Annotated in this window: 14 protein-coding genes; 5 read left to right on the top strand and 9 right to left on the bottom strand. The window is 38.8% G+C overall.

The annotated features are described in order from the left end of the window. The first annotated feature begins 31 nt into the window (after nucleotides 1–31). The 3 genes from HAV12_RS06900 to HAV12_RS06890 all read left to right on the top strand — a co-directional run bounded on the left by HAV12_RS06900 (nucleotide 32) and on the right by HAV12_RS06890 (nucleotide 2422). Nucleotides 32–1300 (top strand): PQQ-dependent sugar dehydrogenase, encoded by a 1269-nt coding sequence (locus tag HAV12_RS06900; RefSeq protein WP_171569003.1) that lies wholly within the window; start codon nucleotides 32–34, stop codon nucleotides 1298–1300. 160 nt (nucleotides 1301–1460) lie between these two features. Further along, on the top strand, nucleotides 1461–1952 hold the full coding sequence (locus tag HAV12_RS06895; protein WP_171569002.1) for a GNAT family N-acetyltransferase: 492 nt from the start codon (nucleotides 1461–1463) through the stop codon (nucleotides 1950–1952). Beyond that, complete coding sequence (locus HAV12_RS06890) at nucleotides 1949–2422, top strand: MarR family winged helix-turn-helix transcriptional regulator (protein WP_171569001.1); 474 nt, start codon at nucleotides 1949–1951, stop codon at nucleotides 2420–2422. The genes HAV12_RS06895 and HAV12_RS06890 overlap by 4 nt, the downstream gene beginning before the upstream one ends. Before the next feature lie 4 nt (nucleotides 2423–2426). Here the strand turns inward: HAV12_RS06890 and HAV12_RS06885 are convergent, their stop codons facing one another. Continuing rightward, nucleotides 2427–2783: a helix-turn-helix domain-containing protein gene (locus HAV12_RS06885; protein ID WP_197984775.1), complete on the bottom strand. Its 357-nt coding sequence runs from the start codon at nucleotides 2781–2783 to the stop codon at nucleotides 2427–2429. A 110-nt stretch (nucleotides 2784–2893) separates the two neighbouring features. Between HAV12_RS06885 and HAV12_RS06880 the strand changes: the two genes are divergently transcribed. Further along, the gene (locus HAV12_RS06880) at nucleotides 2894–3526 is read left to right on the top strand and encodes an NAD(P)H-dependent oxidoreductase (protein ID WP_171569000.1); all 633 of its coding nucleotides are present in this window, start codon (nucleotides 2894–2896) and stop codon (nucleotides 3524–3526) included. Nucleotides 3527–3980: 454 nt separating this feature from the next. Here the strand turns inward: HAV12_RS06880 and HAV12_RS06875 are convergent, their stop codons facing one another. Beyond that, nucleotides 3981–4370: a helix-turn-helix domain-containing protein gene (locus tag HAV12_RS06875; RefSeq protein WP_171568999.1), complete on the bottom strand. Its 390-nt coding sequence runs from the start codon at nucleotides 4368–4370 to the stop codon at nucleotides 3981–3983. 473 nt (nucleotides 4371–4843) lie between these two features. Here HAV12_RS06875 and HAV12_RS06870 point away from each other — a divergent pair, with 473 nt between their 5' ends. Further along, nucleotides 4844–5683, top strand: coding sequence for an alpha/beta fold hydrolase (locus HAV12_RS06870; protein WP_171568998.1), 840 nt, complete (start codon nucleotides 4844–4846; stop codon nucleotides 5681–5683). Nucleotides 5684–5714: 31 nt separating this feature from the next. Here HAV12_RS06870 and HAV12_RS06865 read toward each other — a convergent pair whose 3' ends face one another. The 7 genes from HAV12_RS06865 to HAV12_RS06835 form a co-directional block, all read right to left on the bottom strand. Continuing rightward, on the bottom strand, nucleotides 5715–6767 hold the full coding sequence (locus HAV12_RS06865) for an exo-alpha-sialidase (RefSeq protein ID WP_171568997.1): 1053 nt from the start codon (nucleotides 6765–6767) through the stop codon (nucleotides 5715–5717). Nucleotides 6768–7014: 247 nt separating this feature from the next. Then, a complete protein-coding gene (locus HAV12_RS06860) occupies nucleotides 7015–8601 on the bottom strand; it encodes a SusD/RagB family nutrient-binding outer membrane lipoprotein (RefSeq protein WP_171568996.1) in 1587 nt (528 codons plus the stop codon). Between the two features lie 17 nt (nucleotides 8602–8618). Beyond that, complete coding sequence (locus HAV12_RS06855) at nucleotides 8619–11711, bottom strand: SusC/RagA family TonB-linked outer membrane protein (protein WP_171568995.1); 3093 nt, start codon at nucleotides 11709–11711, stop codon at nucleotides 8619–8621. A 251-nt stretch (nucleotides 11712–11962) separates the two neighbouring features. After that, nucleotides 11963–14623 carry a glycoside hydrolase family 3 N-terminal domain-containing protein gene (locus HAV12_RS06850; protein ID WP_171568994.1) on the bottom strand — a complete coding sequence of 887 codons (2661 nt, stop codon included), beginning with the start codon at nucleotides 14621–14623 and terminating at the stop codon, nucleotides 11963–11965. 11 nt (nucleotides 14624–14634) lie between these two features. Further along, nucleotides 14635–16875 carry a GH92 family glycosyl hydrolase gene (locus HAV12_RS06845; protein ID WP_171568993.1) on the bottom strand — a complete coding sequence of 747 codons (2241 nt, stop codon included), beginning with the start codon at nucleotides 16873–16875 and terminating at the stop codon, nucleotides 14635–14637. A 10-nt stretch (nucleotides 16876–16885) separates the two neighbouring features. Continuing rightward, complete coding sequence (locus HAV12_RS06840) at nucleotides 16886–18370, bottom strand: alpha-L-fucosidase (protein WP_171571640.1); 1485 nt, start codon at nucleotides 18368–18370, stop codon at nucleotides 16886–16888. Nucleotides 18371–18404: 34 nt separating this feature from the next. Further along, nucleotides 18405–20726: a beta-N-acetylhexosaminidase gene (locus tag HAV12_RS06835; protein ID WP_171568992.1), complete on the bottom strand. Its 2322-nt coding sequence runs from the start codon at nucleotides 20724–20726 to the stop codon at nucleotides 18405–18407. Between the last annotated feature and the right edge of the window lie 6 nt (nucleotides 20727–20732).

Raw genomic sequence — 20732 nt, 5'->3', positions numbered from 1 at the left:
CGTTTAATTTTAACATTAAAAAATTTACATTATGAAAAACCCATTTCTAAAAAAGCAGAATGTTCTTGTTTATCTTTCTGTTTTATTCTTAGCCTTTACACAGTTATCCTGTAATAATAATGATGGTAACAATGGTGATGATGACGATGATGATGTACCCGTTGGAACACTTCCTCCGGTAGAAACCAAACCTGCAAACTCAACTTATGTTCCGGCATTTAAAGGACAAACCAGAATTGCAGGGATAAAAACCGAAACTGCTTACACAAGCAAAGTTTTTGCCGAAGGCCTGGCCAATCCGTGGGGAATGGACAATTTGCCTGACGGAAGAATTATAGTAACTCAAAAAGCGGGTACAATGAGAATTGTTACTCAGGCCGGAACTGTTGGCGGAACAATCACCGGAATTCCGGCAGTAAACAGCAGCGGACAAGGCGGTTTATTAGATGTTGCCATTGATCCTGAATTTGCTACGAACCGAATGGTATACTGGAGTTTTTCATTTAACGGAACTGCAGGTACTGCAACAGCCGTAGCAAAAGGAAAACTTTCAGCAGACGAGACAAAAATTGAAAATGCAGTTGTAATCTACAAAGCGATTCCCGAGTATAACGGCACGCTTCATTACGGTTCACGTCTCGCCTGGGACAAACAGGGAAATCTTTTTGTAAGTACAGGAGAACGTTCTGATATGGCATCAAGGCCGCTGGCCCAGAAATTAGATGCTGCTCTTGGTAAAATTGTCCGCATTACCAAAAATGGTGAACCGGCTGCGGGAAATCCTTTTATCGGACAAACGGGAGTTTTGCCTGAAATTTATTCGTACGGACACAGAAATCCACAAGGTCTTGCCGTACATCCTGTAACCGGAGAACTTTGGGAGGCAGAACATGGCCCACTTGGAGGTGATGAAATCAATAGAATTACAATCGGAAAAAATTACGGCTGGCCAACCATTACATACGGTCTTGAATATAGCGGTGCAAAAATCGGAGATGGTATTACAACCAAAAGCGGTATGGAACAACCGGTATATTATTGGGATCCTGTAGTTTCGCCAAGCGGAATTACTTTTTACTCAGGAAATTTAATTCCGGAGTGGAAAAATAATTTATTTGCTGCTGCATTAAGTGGTCAGCATGTAGTGCGAATTGTACTTAAAGACAATGTTGTAGTTGCCGAAGAAAGATTACTTACTTCTGCCAACAGCCGTTTTAGAGATGTCCTAGAAGGAAAAGACGGCGCTTTGTATGCTGTTACAGATGGCGCAAATGCTAAAATCTACAGAATTGCAAAATAATCAGAATAATTAATCAGAGATGAAGAATAAAGTTTTTCATCTCTGATAATTACTTATAGCCATCAACTGAAAAGTCTTTTTTATAAACTTTTCAGTTTTTTTATTTGGATATATGTATTCAACTACGTAGTTTTGCACCTATATCTAATATCCTGTAAAAATGCACATCGAGCCAATACAAAATGAATACCAAAACCAAATCGTTGATTTGATTTTAAACATTCAGCAGAAAGAATTCAATGTTCCTATCACATTAGAAGATCAGCCGGATTTGTTAAACATCACAGATTTTTATTACCAGTCAGGAGGTTTTTTTCTCGGTGCTTTTATTGAAGGAAAACTGGTTGGAACTATCGCTTTGGTAAAATTTAATGCAGAAGCAGGAGCCATCAGAAAGATGTTCGTGCAAAAGGAATACAGGGGAAAAGAATATAATATAGCGCAGCAGCTTTTAGAACAATTAATACAATACAGCGAAGAAAAAGGACTCAGCAACTTATATTTGGGAACTGTTTCGATCTTACAGGCCGCGTTGCGTTTTTACGAAAGGAATCATTTTATCACCATCGAAAAGGAGGCACTTCCGCATGATTTTCCTCTCATGAGACCTGATAATGTATTCTGTCAGTTACAATTAAATCCGGCAAAATGAATATAATTGATGAAATAGGCATTCTTGCCCTATCAACCCGTTTACAAAGGCTTAGTGAGCAATTGCGCAAAGATGGCGCGTTAATCTATAAATCTTTCGATATTGATTTTGAACCCAAATGGTTTCCGGTAATTTATACTTTACACGTAAAAGAAATGTTGAGCGTGGTCGAAATCGCCGTTGAAATTGGTTACAGCCATCCTTCGACCATAAGTTTGCTTAAAGAATTGGAAAAGCAGAAAATCGTCAGCTCGAAAAAAGATAAACTGGATGAGCGGAAAAGATTAATTGTGCTTACTGCAAAAGGCAAAGAACTGATTCTAAAAATGCAGCCTGTCTGGAGCGTCATGAACGATGCCTTAAACGAAATCGCCGATAACCAAAACAATCTCCTGAAAGCCATCGAAGAAGCCGAACTAAAATTAGCAAAACAAAGCTTTTTTCAGCGAGTTTCGGACCTGAAAAGCTAACATATCATACTTTGCCGGTTATTTTTTTTCTATGGTTGTGTCCCCATTTTGCCAATGATTCTATAACTTCTTTTAAGGTATGACCGTATTCCGTCAATTCGTATTCGACCGTTATGGGCTGTGTATTTAAAACGGTTCGCGTTACCAATTGATTTTCCTCCAGATTTTTCAGCTCCCTGCTCAGCATTTTACCTGAAATTCCTTCTACTTCCCTTAAAAGATCGGTAAATCTTAACCGATTAAAACACAAGGAAGCAATAATCGAAATTTTCCATCTTCCGTTCAGGATATCCATCGCATCGTGCACTGCCATTATGTGTTTGTTGCATTTTTGCTGGTCGTGTTCAGGCTCTTTTATCATAGTATGTTAGTTAGTTACCCCGATGTCACAGTTACTTTTGGTAAGCAGATGACAAAAATAAACTTAAAGTCTTTACTTTTGACAAGAATTTAAATTTAATACAAAAAAATATGGCCTTAATAGAAGCACTTGAGTGGCGTTATGCTACTAAAAAAATGAACGGACAAGTTGTTCCGCAGGAGAAACTGGATTATATCCTTGAAGCAGCACGATTAGCTCCTTCTTCATCCGGTTTGCAGCCTTATCAGATTTTCGTAATTTCTAATAAAGAATTGCAGGAAAAAATCAGAGCGGTCGGTTTTGACCAGAGTCAGATTACCGATGCATCGCACGTATTGGTATTTGCAGCCTGGGATGGGTATTCTTTAGAAAAAATTTCAGCGGTATTCGACAGAACAATTGCAGAAAGAGGATTACCTGCTGAAGCAATGGACGATTATAAAAAAATGCTTTGGGGAATGTACGAGCCTCTTGGTCAGGAATGGCATGCTATTCATGCAGCAAAACAGGCTTACATTTCGTTTGGTCTTGCAATTGCAGCAGCAGCTGAACAAAAAGTAGACGCAACGCCTATGGAAGGATTTGTTCCTGCTGAAGTAGATAAATTATTAGGTTTGAACGAACTTGGTCTTAAAAGTGCCATCATCCTTACGCTTGGCTACAGAGATGAAGCAAACGACTGGCTGGTGAACATGAAAAAAGTAAGAACGCCACAAAATGAGTTCATAACAGAGATCAAATAAGAAATTAATTGCTGCTTACTAAAAAAGCTTTTGATTTCTTTGAGGTTCTATCATGAACTGATCACGTTCTGACATGCTCAATTGGCGTCAGCTTACTGTAATTTGACGTCCGGAACCCCATTCATAACGTCTTAAACGTGATAAATGGCGTCTCTGGTTTGTTATTATACGTTCTAAACCTAACTGGTGGGGTCTAGAACGCCAATCACGCCTGACGGAACGTGTAATTACAAATTGGAGGAGCCGTAATTGGTATTCGGAAAAAGATGAACGGAGTCGCAGACGTGAAACTTCACCTTAGCTAAGGCCAAACATCCATTTCACGATGTCATAAATGGAAGATCGAACGTTAAAAAGTAGTACCGTTCAAGAGGATTTCACAGCCTGTTGTAATTTAAAAACAGAAAGAGACTTTAAAAAAAGTCTCTTTCTGTTTTAGCTGTTTTTATAAAAGTTACTTATCTTTTAATATCTTTTCTAAATATTCTATTTTCTCTTTTTCAGCCTGAACCAAACGTTCGTAAAGCTCAACCATTTTATCAAGTGGATTGAAATTACAGCTATATGCATTTCCATTAACAACATTGCTGTCATGATACGTATTTCCAATAATATTTAAAACGGCTTCTTCGGAGAAATTTTTAATAGCTTCTACTGTTACGCCAAGTGCTTTAGCAACTTCTATCAGTTTGTCTTCATCAATTGTTTCGCTGTTTTCAATAATTGAAACAGCTTGCTGATTCGTACCTAAAGCTTGTGCCAAGGCTTCCTGCTTCATATCACGAAGTTCACGAATACGGCTGATTTTTCGGCCTATATGATTTGGTTTTGTTACTGTGCTCATATCTCAAAGGTATTTAAATTTCTTTTAAAAAAAAGATTCCGGTAAAAAACAAGTCCTGATCAGTAGGACACCCTTTTTATCTTCCTGAAGGATTCACAAACAAAAGTACAATTTTTCGGATAAAGTATGCATTAAAACCTAAATCCGGGTAAAGCAGCAACTTAACAAAATCAAAACACTGACTTACAATTACTTAATGTTTGTTTATTAAATATTTTACTATATTTAACCAATTTTGATTTTTATTCACAATACATGAAATATCAATAAAGAATAGCGAAATATCATTATTCAAAAGATAGTAAATGCTAAAATATCCCCATTTCACACGTTCTTATATCTGGTCTGATCTTTGCCTGATTCGATTATCGTTAAACAAACCAGAAAAATTCAGCTGTAAGGATTTTAGTTTTTTTGCGGGAAATCATCTTTAAAAATCCACTTCCTATTTTTCCAATCTTTAAAGTATAATTATGAAAAAATTTTATGAAACAGAAACCCTTTTTGCCGATACGGGAGATCGAAAGATTGCTTATCGCTCTTATGGCAAGGGAAAAACGATCATTTTTGTAAACCGTTTCAGAGGAACTCTTGATACCTGGGATCCATTATTTATAACGATGATGGCTAAAAGATTTAATGTAATCACTTTTGATTACTCCGGAATTGGCTCTTCCGGCGGAACTATGGCCCCTGACATCGCGATTGTAGCCAAAGATATTAAAGATCTGGCCGATTGGCTGAAACTGGGCACTTTTATAGTTTTAGGATGGTCTTACGGTGGGCTTGTCGCGCAGGCAGCTGCTTTATTATATCCAAATCTGGTTACTCATGCTATTTTACTGGGAACCAATCCTCCGGGTAAAAATGAAGTTCCGTTTGAACAGGCTTTTCTGGATGCTGCGCTAAAACCAATCAATGATTTTGAGGATGAAGTCGTTTTGTTTTTCGAACCCAAATCTGAAAGAAGCCGTGCAGCTGCAAAAGCATCTCATGACAGAATTCATAAAAAAATAGACGTCAAAAAAATTCCTTCGACTATGGATGTGTTTCAGGTTTATTTTGCAGGGGGAGACGGTTTCCGCGAAGATATTTTAAACTTTAGGGAACAGCTTAAAAAAACAAAAACGCCGGTGCTGGTTATTTCGGGAGATCATGACATTAGTTTTGCAGTAGAAAACTGGTATCCTGTCATCAATCAAATGGTCAATGCACAACTGATTGTCTATTCTGAAACGGGTCACGGACCTCAGCATCAATATCCGGAACTGACTACCAAATACATCATTAATTTTGTGAAATATATGCATTAAAAAAGAGGAAGTTACCGCTTCCTCTTTTTATTCAGATTACGTCAAATGTGACATGTTTGATATATTTTCTGTTGTAGGTATACAAAACATGAATTTTTCCGTCTGTGGTCTGTATAATGGCGGGATAACTAAATTCTCCATCCTTCTGGTTTTCGAGATCAAAGAGCTTTTTCCATACCATTCCGTTTGATGAATATTCCACGTCAAGGATATTACGTCCGTTGAACCAGTCTTTTCCCTGCGGCAATGGATTGTTGACCAGTAAAAAAGCTTTTTTGGATAACGTTAAAGCATCAATTCCGGAATTCGAATTTACAACATTCAGACTATCGGTCTCGGCCCAGTTTCTGCCATTGTCTTTCGACCAGCTTGTAATTATTTTATTGTGTTTGCTTCTGGATAACATCTGAATCGTGTTATTGGCGTGCACTAAAAACGTGGGCTGAATTACATCAAATTGCTTTTGGTCTGCTACCCCTATTTTCTCCCAGATGTCGGTTGCTTCTGTATAGGTTTCTACATGCACTCTCCATTGATTAGTTTCGGTACTTTCTGTACTGCTGCCACATAAAATAATACCGGAAACAACCTCAACAGGTTTATTTTTTATTGGTCCCAAAATTCCTTCCGGCAGATATTTCGGTGCACTCCAGGTAGCTCCATTATCTTTTGACATAATCATAGCGCCAAACCATTCTCTCGGATTTTTTCCGACTTTATAAAACAAATACAGGTTTTCGCTTTTGCTTTTAAATAATACCGGATTCCAGCATGGTAATGTATCGCCCTTTATGCTGGCAGGTTGAACAAGATTTTGGGGCACTGACCATTTTTTGTCTTTATAAACCGAAAAGTAAATACCTACGTCTTTTGCGCCTTCGTACTTTCCTCCAAACCACGCCGCCATAATCTGATTGGGCTTAATCTCGACAAGAGTTGCCGCATGGCTGTTATTGGTAACAGGTTCGTCGGCAATATAACTTTGTGTAATATTTACTGCCTCCCTGTTTTTCTTCGGTACAGAAGTACAGGAGATACAAAGTCCCAGCAATAGAATTACTAAAGGTTTAAATTTTAAAATCATTTTTAATTTACATTTTCAGGTTTCATGTTTCATGTTTCATGTTTCATGTTGTACATTTTCACTCACATTTCCTCATTATCTCATTTCCTCATTATCTCATTCTCTCATTATCTCATTCTCTCATTATCTCATTCTCTCATTATCACATTATCTCATTATAACATTTATAAATAGCAAAAGGAGAGTTACCTCTCCTTTTTGCCTTGTTAAGTAACGAATCCCTTAAACTAAACTTTACTTAAACTACTTATTTTGTATCCCACCAAAGTTTGGTTCCTCCGGAATCAGGACCACCTAATTTTGAGACGGCATCTCTTACAGCATCCCTGTTTGATGAATATTCATTGGTTACAAAGATGACACGTTTCATCAGGCTTTTACCTACTCCCGTTTCCACATTATCTGTATTCAGTATCGGGTAAATCACTTTAGCATCACTTCTGCGTAAATCGGCCCATGCTTCCCAGGATTCAGGGAATATTGCCAAATATTTCTGCACTGCAATTTGGGTACGCTGGTTGGCTACAGAAGCATCCCATGCCACAGGAAGTGTAACAGGAACCGTCTGTAATCCTAAAGTTGGATAAGCCGTTGCAACATTTGGTACACTTGGTGTCGATGTTCCTGAGATATAATTACTAATAGCAGCAGCATCTGTAATACCCCATTGTCTCAATGATAATGCGATACCCTGCTCATACAGGCTTTGTGCAGTACCACTCATATTCCATCCGTTTAAGGCTCCTTCTGCTCTGCTTAAAAAGTTTTCAGAAGCCATAAAGATTTCAATATTTTTAGTTTCACTAAGTGTTCCGTTAGCACCGCTTCCTAATACATCATTGTTGAACATAGAGAATTTAGTAGTTCCAAACTGCCCTTGTAAACCTCCAACCGGTCTTCCCTGATACACACCTGTATCAATTGGAGCGAACCATTTTGCCAATCTTGGGTCGTCATATCCTACCAGAAGGCTTTCCATAGAAGCGGTCATATAATATCCCCAGGCATTTACAATCATGTTCATGTTGTTTGGGGTAATATTACTCACTTTAAAAGTGGCGCTTTGCTCATTCGTTTCTATAACACCTGCAGCTACAGCGGCTTCTGCCTGAGTTTTTGCTTTTGCAGGATCAATATCTGAAATTCTTAGGGCTAAACGCAATCTAAGACTGTTTCCAAATCTTTTCCAGTTCTGTACATTTCCTGAATATACTCTGTCGTTAGGCTGGAGTGTACCCACTGTTGTTGCCGAAGTAGCACTAAGTGTAGCATTTGCTTCGTCTAACAGTTTAAAAAAGTCTGCATAAATAAATTCTACACTATCATAAGGTACTTTTTCCTTGTTATTCCCTGCTTCTGTGTAAGGAATCGGACCATAAGCATCTGTCATTTGATTGTACATGAATACTTTCCAGATTTTTAGTACAGCCAGGGCATCAGCATTTCCTGCAGATGCTTTGATCGCATTGTTTAATGCCGGTACGGCAACGGTATAGAATCGTAACCATCCGCGTCCTTCGTAACCATTTACAAATGCATTTCTTTCGGTACCGTATCCACAACTTAAATATTGTGTAAAAGTAGAGGGTAAAATACCTGTTGCAATACCCCAGGTTCCCTGATCATCTACTCCCGGAGAAGAGTAAGAACCATTGTGAATTCCTGCATACAGGGCAGAGGCAAATGCCGGACCTGCAAGAGTCGGATCTAACTGATCTTCCGTTAAAGTATTTTTATTGGTATTGATCTCGTCAAAATCCTGTGTACAGCTTGAAAAAACAGCGAGCATCGACAGGACCACTCCTATTGTTTTAATTTTATAATTATTTTTCATGTTATCTCTTTTTTAAATTAAAATCCAAACTTTACATTCACACCATATTCTCTCGTTGAAGGAATATTGAAAGACTCGATACCTTGCAGGTTTCCTGTACCTGCTCCTGCTTCCGGATCAAAGTATTTTGCTTCGTTCAGGAAGAAGAATAAATTTCTTCCTACTATAGAGAAATCTATATTGGCAAAACCACTGTTCAGTAACATGCGTTTTGGCAATGAATAACCAAAAACAAGTTCTCTTAATCGGATGTTTGTCGCATCATAAATAAAAGGTTCTGCTACCGGTGTTCTTTGTCCAATGGCTGTCCAGTATTGTTCTGCTGTAATGCTTGTGGTATTCTGAACATACGATCCTCCGCTTGCTACAACACCAGGAACAACAATTCCGCCTTCTCTTCCTGCCAAAGTGATATCACTTACCCCTAAACCGGCTTGTCTTGCCTGCGTATAAGAGATCACTTCTCCGCCAATTCTAAAATCAACAAGGAAACTTAGTGAAAAATCTTTATATCTGAAATTATTTTTAAAACCAGCGGTCCAATCCGGGTTAAAATTACCTGCACGAACACTAAAATCATCTGTTGCCAAAGGAATACCGGCAGCATTTACAATAATTTGTCCATCAGGAGCTCTTTGGAATCCTTTGATATATAAATCACCATATTCTCCTCCTTTAATCACTTTACTTCTCACCAATCTTCCTTCTCCAATAACCAATTCTTCTCTGTTATCGTAGATAGAAGTAATTTTAGATTTATAAGAAGCATAATTCGCCATAATATCCCAGGAGAAATTTTCTGTCTGGATTGGAGTAGCCGTAAGCGTAAGCTCTACCCCTTTGTTTTCGATATCTCCACCATTTAATACCGCTCTTGATTTTGAAGAAGATTCAGGTGTGTTGATGTAGAAAATCTGATCTGATGTTTTGGACTGGAAATAGGTAAAATCTAATCCTAAACGATTTTTCAGGAATCGGACATCTGCTCCAAATTCCGTAGAACTTGACATTTCCGGTCTTAGGTTCGGATTTGCAGCTGTAGTCTGAGAATACAACATACCACCGTTACCACCAATATAAGACAATTGAGAACTTGTTTGGTAAGGATCTGTATCGTTACCTACTTTAGCGTAAGAACCTCTTAATTTAGCAAAACTAATCACTTCCGGTAAAGCAACCATATCCGATAGCACAGCAGAAAGACCTACTGAAGGATAAAAGAAAGATCGGTTTTGGGATGGCAATGCAGAAGACCAGTCATTTCTTGCTGTTAAATCCAGAAACAAATAATTTCTGAATCCAATTTGAGAAAATCCGTAAACGGAATTAACTTGTTTCTCTGACATCGTTGAAAGAGACTGAACTGTAGCTACATTGATTAAAGAAAAATAGTTTCTTTTACTTAGAACCCCGCCTGAATTTAATGCCGAACTGGATTGTTTCAACATGTTGGCACCGGCATTAAGACCAATTGTAAAATCACCAAATGTATCTTTATACGAAAGTAATGCATCTGTATTGAATTCGCTTACGGTCTCATATGACTCACTATAGGAACCTAAGTTATTATTAAATGCACGGGTTGCATATCTGTTTCTGACTGTTTTATTCGTCATTTGATCCAGACCACTTCTTACTTGTAAACTTAAATTACTTGTCATGTCATATTTAAGAGAAGCAAGACCTATAAATCGGTTTCTTCTGTCATCTCTTGAATCATCACGTAAGGCAGACCAATATGGATTTCCACCAGGAGAACCAGCTTCATCTATAAAATAATTTTGCTGTAATTGTCCTGCGGCATCGGTATATTCAAAATTGCGATATTCATTAAATTTGATACTACGAGGCAATAAATAAGCTGATGTACCAATAGACTCTTCTCCGGTTCTCAATAAATTATCAATGTTCTGAACGATGTAGTTTGTTTTGACATCCAAAGAAAGTTTATCCGATAATTTACTGGTCAGTCTTAAGTTAAGGTTATGTCTGTCTAAAGCATTACCTCCAACAATACCTTCCGCACGAGTGTTTGTATAAGAGAAATATCCTTGTGCCTTTTCATTTCCTGTAGTAATAGATAATGTATTGGCCAGATTATATCCTGTTTTATAAAAATCAATAACGTTATTAGGCTGTGCCGTATAACTTGTAGTCGCAGGACCAGTATAATTAGGATTACGCGCTAACTGCCATGCCGAGACCTGACGTCCGTCTAACTTTCCTCCCCAGCTTGATACAGAAATCGGATTATAAACACCTCCGTCTCCCTGACCGTATTCATTTTGGAAATTAGTAAGATTATAAGCAGAAGAAGCCATAAAATTAGAAGACAATGAAACTGCAGTTTTACCGGCTTTACCAGATTTAGTCGTAATAATGATAACACCATTACTTGCTCTGTTTCCGTAAAGAGCTGCCGCAGATGGTCCTTTAAGAACGGTCATAGAAGCAATATCTTCCGGGTTAATGTTTGAAATACCATCAGGCTGCGTCGTTCCTCCCGTATCAATATCAGGGTTTCCGGTTGTAGTTCCGTTACTGATTGGCACACCATCTACCACATACAACGGCTGGTTGTTACCGTTAAGCGATCTGTTTCCCCTAAGTGTAATTCTGGATGAACTTCCTACTCCGTTTGAAGTGGTAGAGAAGTTAAGACCTGCAACCTTACCGGAAAGTGAGTTGGCAACGTTTAGTGATCTTGCTTCTGAAAGCTCATCTACCGCAATATTTTGCGCAGAATAGGTAATCGATTTTTTCTCTCTTTTAATACCAAGAGCCGTTACTACTACCTCGCCTAACTGGTTCGTGTCTGCGCCTAACGTAACATTGAGGTTCGTTTGTGTTCCAACAGGAATTTCTTTTGTAGCTGAGCCTACATAAGAAAATACTAAAACTGCTGATTGATTTGGAACATTAATACTGTACTTCCCATCAAAATCTGTTGACACACTAGTTTTTGTTCCTTTTACCACAACATTGGCTCCAGGAATTGGAATTCCGCTGGAAGCATCGGTGATAGTCCCTTTTACTGTTGTTTGTGCCTGAAGACTTTGAAATCCAAACAAGCAAATTACAAACAGTAATTTTAGTACATCTTTAATCATATAGTTGTTTTTTGAGTTAATAACATGTTAAATTTAATGATAGGGTTTGTTAACTAAATCATTATTTCGACAAATGACAATTTTGAAAAGGTGTACGTTACACATTTATAAAAACCCCCATTTTTTCATAGTTAAAATCCTTACTTTTTCAACTATAACATGTTATTAATCCAAACGATTTATCAAATTATTAAACGTATTCATTATAAAAAGCTTAAAAACCTGAATATCCTATTTTTTCAACTACAGTTTTAATCGATGACTTTGAAGCTTTGCTTTTGTAAATCTGTCGAATTTCCGCCTACCATAACTTCAAAATCACCAGGTTCAACCACATTCTTCATTTCTTTGTTCCAAAGACTTAGTTCTTCAGCCGTTAAAACAAATTCTACCTGTTTTGTTTCTCCTTTTTTAAGAAATATTCTTTTGAAACCTTTTAATGTTTTCTTTGGCGTGGTGACACTGCTGTATACATCATCGATATATAATTGTACGACTTCATCTCCATCATAATTTCCAGTGTTTTTGACCGATACGCTTACTTTAAGTTCACCGTTACTCTTAATGTATTTATTACTTAAGCTAACATTTGAATATTCGAAAGTCGTGTAGCTTAACCCATATCCGAAAGTGTAAAGCGGATTTTCGCTTTCGCTCACGTATCTGTGAATGGCTGATGGTTTCTGGTTATAATAGATAGGAAGCTGTCCGACAGACTTAGGAAATGTAATCGGCAGTCTTCCACCGGGATTGTAATTTCCAAATAAAACATCGGCTACGGCTTTTCCTCCTGCCTCACCGGGAAACCAGCCTTCTACAATTGCGGGAATATTTTCGCTGATCCAGTTTACAGAAAGCGGACGACCATTTAATAATACACAAACGACCGGAGTTCCTGTTTTCTGAATCGCTTCTATCAGTTCCTGCTGCATTCCGTGTAAATCCAAAGAAGCTACATCTCTGTTTTCTTCTACCAATTCATTCGATTCTCCTAAAACCACAATAGCAACATCTGCTTTTTTAGCAGCGTCTATGGCAGGTTGTAAATTCACTCTTTCTAAATTCCAACGCAGGTGGGCTCTGGCACCCCAGCCTCCTTCCCACATTTCTATGCGGACTTTGTATTTTTTACCGGCTTCGATATTTTTGGGAGTCGTCACCATATTCGTGGCTCCTTTTGTCCAGTTGTCAATCACTAACTGATCGTCGATCCACATTCTGATTCCGTCATCAGAACTTAGTCCCAGCCAGCCATCAAATGCTTTTTCTGATTTTATGAAACCGGTCCAGCGAATCGAAAAATCATCGTCTGCAACGCCGTCTCCCGGAGACCACGGCCAGTCAAACTCCAACTGACTGTCGATACGGGTTAAAGCCGGGCTTCCTTCTAAATTTCTATTATTGAAATATTCTCCTTTTAATCCGTTTTGCGATTCATCCGGCGTCAGCAAATACGCTTTCGGAATGACCTGTCCCATTACGATCAGCGGTACACCTTCTTCATAAAGTACCTTTGTTTTGGCACCCACGACCTGTTTAACTCCTTCTAAAACCGTAGTTCCGATTTTGTTTTTTACGGCATATCCGCCTAATCTTGAAGCGTTCGCGTTTGGCCCGATAACGGCAACTGTTTTTATGTCTTTATTTAAAGGAAGTATATTGTTTTCATTTTTCAATAAAACCATAGATTTAAGTCCCGCTTCTAAAGCAACAGCCTGATTTTCTTTGGTGTGAAAACGATCTTTAATTAAGTTGGTGGCCGTGTATGGATTTTCAAATAGTCCCAATAAAAATTTCAGACGTAAAACACCTCCCGCAGCACGGTCGATATCGTCCATGGATAGTTTTTTTTCATTAACTAACTCAATAACTGTTTTTTGCCAGAATTCATTGGTAAAATCATAGAATTGCATATCCACACCAGCCTGAATGGCTACCCTGATACTTTCTTTTGGAGAATCGGTCACATTATGCGTCGTCTGAAGGTATTTGATCGCCCCTAAATCGGAAACTACAATTCCCTTGAAACCCCATTCTTTTCGAAGCACATCTGTTAATAACCAGTGATTTGCCGCACAGGGAATTCCGTCTAATTCCGAATAAGCACACATGGTTCCTAAAGCACCGCCTTTGGTAAATGCTTTTTGAAATGACGGAAGATGATCTTCACGAGCCGAACGTTCTCCCACTAAAATAGGTGAAGAATTTCCTCCTGCCTGTGGGATCCCGTGTACCGCAAAGTGTTTCGGCTCTGCAATTATGGATCGATCCGATTTTAAGTCGTCTCCCTGCATTCCTTTTATAAAAGCCAGACCAATTTCGCTGTTTAAATAGGCATCTTCTCCAAAGGTTTCGGCAACTCTTCCCCAGCGCGGCTCGCGGCCTAAATCTAAATTTGGACCTAAACCAAAATGTACGCCGTGAGCTCTGGCTTCCGTAGCAATAACCTGTCCTACTTTGCCGATAAGATTCGTATCCCAGGTGGCACCAAGACCAATATTCATCGGGAAAGCGGTGCTTCCGTCATCTAAATAACCATGCAGCATCTCGCACATAATAAGTGCCGGAATTCCCCATTTATTTTTTTTAATTACCTCGCTCTGTAAATCATTGATCATTTTTGCCGAACGGGGGTAAATGTCATGGATTGCGCCAATTCCTAAATTTCCAATTTTAACATCGGACTTTGCTTTAGAGAAATCTTCTTTTTCCTTAAAATATTCGCCTTTGTACATGTCCATCTGGCGCACTTTTTCCTCCAGACTCATTCTGCCTAATAGATCTTTTACACGGTCTTCAACAGGCGTTTTTGCATCCTGATACGGTAATTTTTTCTGTGCATAACTTGCGCTGTAAAAACTAAAAGCCATTACGAAAATAATGGCTGTTTTTGTCATTCTTAATCTTAACATAGTAGTGTTGTTTAGTTTTGTATCACTTTTAGTGTTTTTCCATTCACAAAATCATCATGAGAGATAAAAAAACCAGGAAGCCTTTTTCCGTTTAGTTCAATTTTACTGATTTTGCCATCGGTATTCTTTTCCCTTTCAATTACAATACTTTTATTTTTATAATATTTTGAATCCAATTGAATCGTTATTTTATCAAACATGGGCGTGGTAATCGTATACACCGGATCGCCCGGCGCTATCGGATAAATTCCCATCATGGAATACACCAGCCATGCCGACATGGTTCCGGTATCGTCATTTCCGGGCAGGCCTTTGGGTTGATTCTGAAAATATTCCCTAACGAGTTTTTGAACCATTTCCTGACTTTTCCATTCGTCTCCTTTTATATAATTAAACAAATACGGATAAGCAATGTCAGGTTCGTTGGCCATATCAAATTGTTTGCTGTCAAATACTTTTTGCAACTGACTGCCAAAAGCTTTCTCACCACCCATTAATTGTATAAGTCCCTTGATATCATGCGGTACCATAAAAGCATATTGCCACGCATTGCCTTCTATAAAACCAACATTTTCTTCAAAATTAGCTCCGGCAACAGGATCAAATGGTTCGTACCATTTTCCGTCTGCGGTTCGCGGGCGAAGTAATCTTAAATTTTTATCGAATAATTTTCGGTACGACAACGAACGGTTTTTAAAACGCTGTTCGTCTTCTTTTTTGCCTAATGCTTTCGCTAAAAGAGAAATCGAATAATCGGACGCGTTGTATTCCTGTGTGGTCGAAACCGGTCCGCGGTCGTTTGTGGTAAGATAGCCTTTTTCGATATAATCTTTAAGTCCGGGACGTAATGGATTATTTTCAATCTGATCTGCGCCTTTCAACATGGCACTGTAAGCTTTCTGAACATCAAAATCCCGAATTCCTTTTAAGTAAGTGTCTGCAATAACAATACTCGCCGGATCTCCGACCATGGTAAAGGTTTCTGTCGAATTTAATTCCCATTTCGGCAACCAGCCGTTTTCATCATACATCTGCAACATGCTTTTAACCATATCCGACTGTTGTTGCGGATATGCCAAAGACATTAGCTGATGCAAATTCCTGTAGGTATCCCATAAAGAGAATACGGTATAACGGGTATTTTCGGTTTTACCAATCTTCCCTCTTTTTATCTCCGGATATTCTCCGTTATAATCATTTAAGGTGTTCGGATGAATCAAGGTGTGATACAAGGCCGTATAAAAAATAGTCTTCTCCTCTTTTGATCCGCCTTCGACCTTAATTTTCGAAAGTTCCGTATTCCATTCGTTATACGTTTCTTTGTAAATATCCGCAAATGACTTATTTCCGGTTTCTTTTTCCAGGTTTTCACGCGCATTTTCGATGCTTACATACGAAACGCCAATCTTAACTTCAACTGTTTCTTCTTTGTCAAACTGATACGAAAAATAGGTTCCGATGCTGTCTCCTACTACCATTTTGGTGGTATTTTCCATCATTCTGGCTTTCCCGTTATAGGTCATCCATTGTGCTTCTGTACCTTTATATTTTGATGGTTTTTTCCAAACGCCAAACTGGTCTGCGGGTTTAGAAAATCTCGCCACAAAATAAACCGGATAAGCCGCTTCGGGACTGTTATAGCAGAAAGAACCTACCGAACGCATGCCTTCAATTTCAGATGAAGACACCACTTTTACCATTGCTCCCTCTTCGTTGGTTAAACCCAAACCAAGATTTAAAAGCACATTCGATTTTCCTTTCGGGAAAGTAAATTTACTCACACCCACTCTTTTTGATGCCGTAAATTCTGCTTTCACGTTGTATTTGTCAATATTTACGCTGTAGTAAGCCACCTTAGCCAGTTCATTTGAGTAGTTGGAGCCGTATGTGAGATGATTGATTTCTACGGCTCCAGTTGTTGGCATTAACAATAAAATGCCTAATTCAGGGCAACCTACTCCACTTAAGTTTACCTGACTGAATCCGGTCAGGAATGTGTTTTCATGTACATATGGATTGGACAGCCACTGACTGTCTTTTTCCAATTTATTCTGAGATCCAGCTACGTTAAACGGACTAATACTCGCCATTCCTCTTGGCGCGATTGGTCCCGGAAAAGCCGCTCCGTAATTTGAAGTTCCAATAAACGGATTTACAAAATCTGCCGACTGTTGTGCAAAAACAGTGATGTTAAAAAACAGCATGCCCCAAAAAAAGGCTGCTTGTATTGTGATCCTTTTACTTAAAACCATATTTTAATTGCTATCGGTTAATGGCTTCCACTTTTAACGTCCAGGCTTCTTTTGCCGGTAAATTATTCCTCAGGCTTTCCGGAATTACAACTTTAAATCCCTGAGCTTCTTTGGTCCATTTTAAGGCTGTTTTAGAACCTAACATGGTGATCTTGGTTCCTTTTTTAGGATTGATTGATTTTACAACCACTTCGGCAGGAATTGTGTTTTCTCCTGCTTTAGCTAGATAAAACAGGAATACGTTTCCGGCTTTATTCTGCGTCATGCAAATGTTATTTTCCTTGAAAGGTTCGATTGGTTTGGTATTATAAATACCGGAACTGTTTACTTTCATCCAGTCTCCGTAAGCTTGCAGTAAATCATAAGCACCCTGCTCCCATTCACCTTCGGGACTTGGAGCAACATTCAGCAATAAGTTTCCGCCTTTTGCTACAACATCAATCAGCATGTGAATTCCTTCTCTTCCGGTCATGTATTTCGCACCCGGACTATACGACCATCCGCCGCCGGATGTAATACAGGATTCCCACGGATAAGGCAATGTTTTTTCAGGAACACGATTTTCAGGCGTTAAATAGTTTTGGTTTTTTCCGTGAACAGCTCTGTCCACCACGATTAATCCCGGTTGTTTTTGACGTGCTTTTACGACCAGTTCATCCATTTTTGGATCCTGATCTACCACTCGGTGTTTGATGAAACCATTTTTGGATTCGTTTTCGGCAAACTTCTCTTCGTAGTTTTCTTTTAAGTTTTGCTGGTCTCTTTTTCTAACCCATCCTCCATCTAACCATAAAATATCAACTTTACCGTAATCGGATAATAATTCCAGAATCTGGTTGTGTGTAAAGTCAACATATTTCTGCCATTTCTCCGGATACAAGGCCGGATCATAGTTTACGTTTCTGTCGAAGGGCGGAAAGTACGGATCCCAGTAATTTTCGTTATGCCAGTCCGGTTTAGAGAAATAAGCGCCAACGGATAAATTTTCGTTTCTGAAAGCATTAAAAACTTCTTTGGCAATATTCGCTTTTGGATTTGTACTGAATGCACAGCCGGCATCTGTTACTTTATAATCGGAGTATTTTGTATCGTACATGTTGAAACCGTCATGGTGTTTCGTGGTAAAAACCATGTATTTCATTCCGGCATATTTAGCGGCTTTGGCCCATTTTGCAGGATCGAATTTTACCGGATTGAATGTTTTTTTCAGGCCTTCGTATTCTTTTACATAGGCGTTATAATTACCGGGATTACTTCCTTTTTTACGTTCACACCATCCATAATCTTCCGGGCAGATCGACCAGGATTCTACAATTCCCCATTCGCTGTACGTTCCCCAGTGCATGAGCAGACCAAATTTTTCGCCCTGCCATGTTTCTAAATTTTTTAATACTAACGGATCCGTTTCCGGCACGTATCTTTCATCTTCGTAAATGGCTTGTGAAAACATTTGAACTGAAAATAAAATGGCGATTATGAATATTCCTCTTTTCATCTTTAATCTATTTATCATGTTTTATTTATTCTTTTTAATTGACTAAAATTTCATCTACAAACAACCAGGAGCTTTCTCCTTTCGGACTCTTTTTTAAATTGCCTGCGATTACTTTTACATATCTGGCGTTTTGTTTTGGGAAGCTGATTTTAAAATCCTTCAACTCCGAAATCGGGTTTACTGCATACGGACGGTTTACTTTTCCGACTTCTTTATATTTAAGTCCGTCAGCTGAAACCAAGACTTTTAGCTGTACCGGAAAGAAAACCCCGGCTCCCTGGCTTTCCAGAGTTCCGATGATTACTTCTTCTACACTTTCCTGTTTTTCCAGATCTACGACCAGTTCCATATCATTTACCAGCCAGGCCTGCCATTGTCCGTCGTGAAAGTTTTTGCTTCCCCTGATGGTGTTGACCATCTGAAAAGGACCATCTCCTTTGTAATTTTGATTAAAGGGCGTTAAATAATTTACTTTATGTGCCACTGCTTTGTGGAATACGATTGTATCTGTAAAGGTTTTTCCAACCGGCTTATCATTTTGAAACAGGGAAGCTTTTAAAACTGTTGTTTCTGTAAACGCTATCGGATTGGTGTATTTTAAAGCATTGTGATCGATATTTTTGTTTCCTAAAACGTAACGGATATCAGGGTTTGGGAATTCATTTTTTAACGTTACATTGATTTGTTTTTTTGCTAAATCCGCGCTTGAGGTTGCGGTTACCAAATAGGCACTTTTAGCATAATTGATTCCCAGAAGATCATACCGTTTTAGCATTGAAGTCAGTCTGGTTGTAAAGTCATTCCAGTTTCGGCTTTCTTTCGTACTCCATAAGGTTTCAGATAAAGCGGCTAATCGTGGAAAAATCATATACTCGGAATCTTTTGGTCCCGGCAAATGTTCTGCCCATAAATTCGCTTGTCCGCCTAATACATGTGCCGCTTCCTGAGGCGTCATTCCGGGAACAACAGGATCAAACTTATAAACTTCATTGAGTGGATTATAAGCATCGAAAGCAAGTGGTTCTTCGTTTTGCGGGCCCTGGTAAAAATTAAAATAGCAGGGAGTTTCCGGAGTCATAATAACATCGTGACCTTGTTTTGCTGCATCGATACCACCTTGTGTCCCTCTCCAGCTCATAACCGTCGCTTCCGGAGCTAAACCTCCTTCTAATATTTCATCCCAGCCAATGATTTTTTTGCCTTTAGAATTGATGTATTTCTCCATTCTTTTTACAAAATAGCTTTGCAGTTCGTGGGTATTTTTCAAACCATTGTCTTTCATTCTTTTTTGGCAATTAGGACATTTTTCCCAATTGGTTTTGGTAGCTTCATCGCCTCCGATATGAATGTATTTGGAAGGAAAAATGGTAACGACCTCATCAATTACATTTTGCAGGAACTCAAAAGTCGATTCCTTTCCGGCACAATAAATATCGGTAATGGGCCATAATCCGCCTGACGGAACTCCGATACGCTGATCGAAACAAGCCAGTTCTGGGTAAGAGGCAATAGCACTGCTGACGTGTGCCGGCATTTCGATTTCGGGAATAACTTCGATGTTTTTGGTTGCAGCGTATTTTACAATTTCTTTTAATTCTTCCTGAGTCAGGAATCCGCCGTAGGTTCCTTTTTCATCCGGATTTACAGTCAGTCTGGCATTCCAGCTTGTGTTTTCCTGATCTACTCTCCAGGCACCTATTTCTGTGAGTTTTGGGTATTTTTTTATTTCGATTCTCCAGCCCTGATCGTCGACAAGATGCAAATGCAAAACATTCATTTTATGCATCGCCAGACGGTCGATAGTCTGCAGGATATAATTTTTATCAAAAAAATGGCGTGACAAATCCAGCATAAGTCCTCTCCATTGAAAACGCGGCTGGTCATTTATGGTAACAGCCGGAATTTCCCATCTGGCAGAAGTCACCACGTACTGACTTTCTATGGCTTCCGGAAGTAACTGCCTGATACTTTCCAAGCCATAAATAAAACCGGCATTTCCCTTAGCAGTAATGGTGATGCTCATTGGATTGACGTCTAAAAGATATGCTTCATTTTTTAAAGCCGGATCAACTTTGAATTGTATGAAGTTACTAACCGGAATCTTTGTTGTAATTTCCGGTTTCCAGCCTGCAGCGGTTTCAAATTTATGGATCAAAGCGGTGGAGGCTTCTTTTTGAAAATCACCATTGACCACAAATTGGGTTTCTTTGGAAAATTTAAAAACACCTTCTTTTACCACCACCTGTGTGGGTTTCGGAATGATCTGAATATCCTTTTCGGTAAAAATCTTCTGACTGTAACCTGAATTTAAAACAGTCAGAAAAAGTACAACAAGGAATGATTTTAATATCCTCATAATGAA

It is taken from the genome of Flavobacterium sp. CLA17, assembly GCF_013112255.2.
In the GTDB taxonomy this organism is placed as follows: domain Bacteria; phylum Bacteroidota; class Bacteroidia; order Flavobacteriales; family Flavobacteriaceae; genus Flavobacterium; species Flavobacterium circumlabens.
The sequence above is the reverse complement of the archived record's forward strand: the minus strand, read 5'-3'. Positions and strand labels throughout refer to the sequence as shown.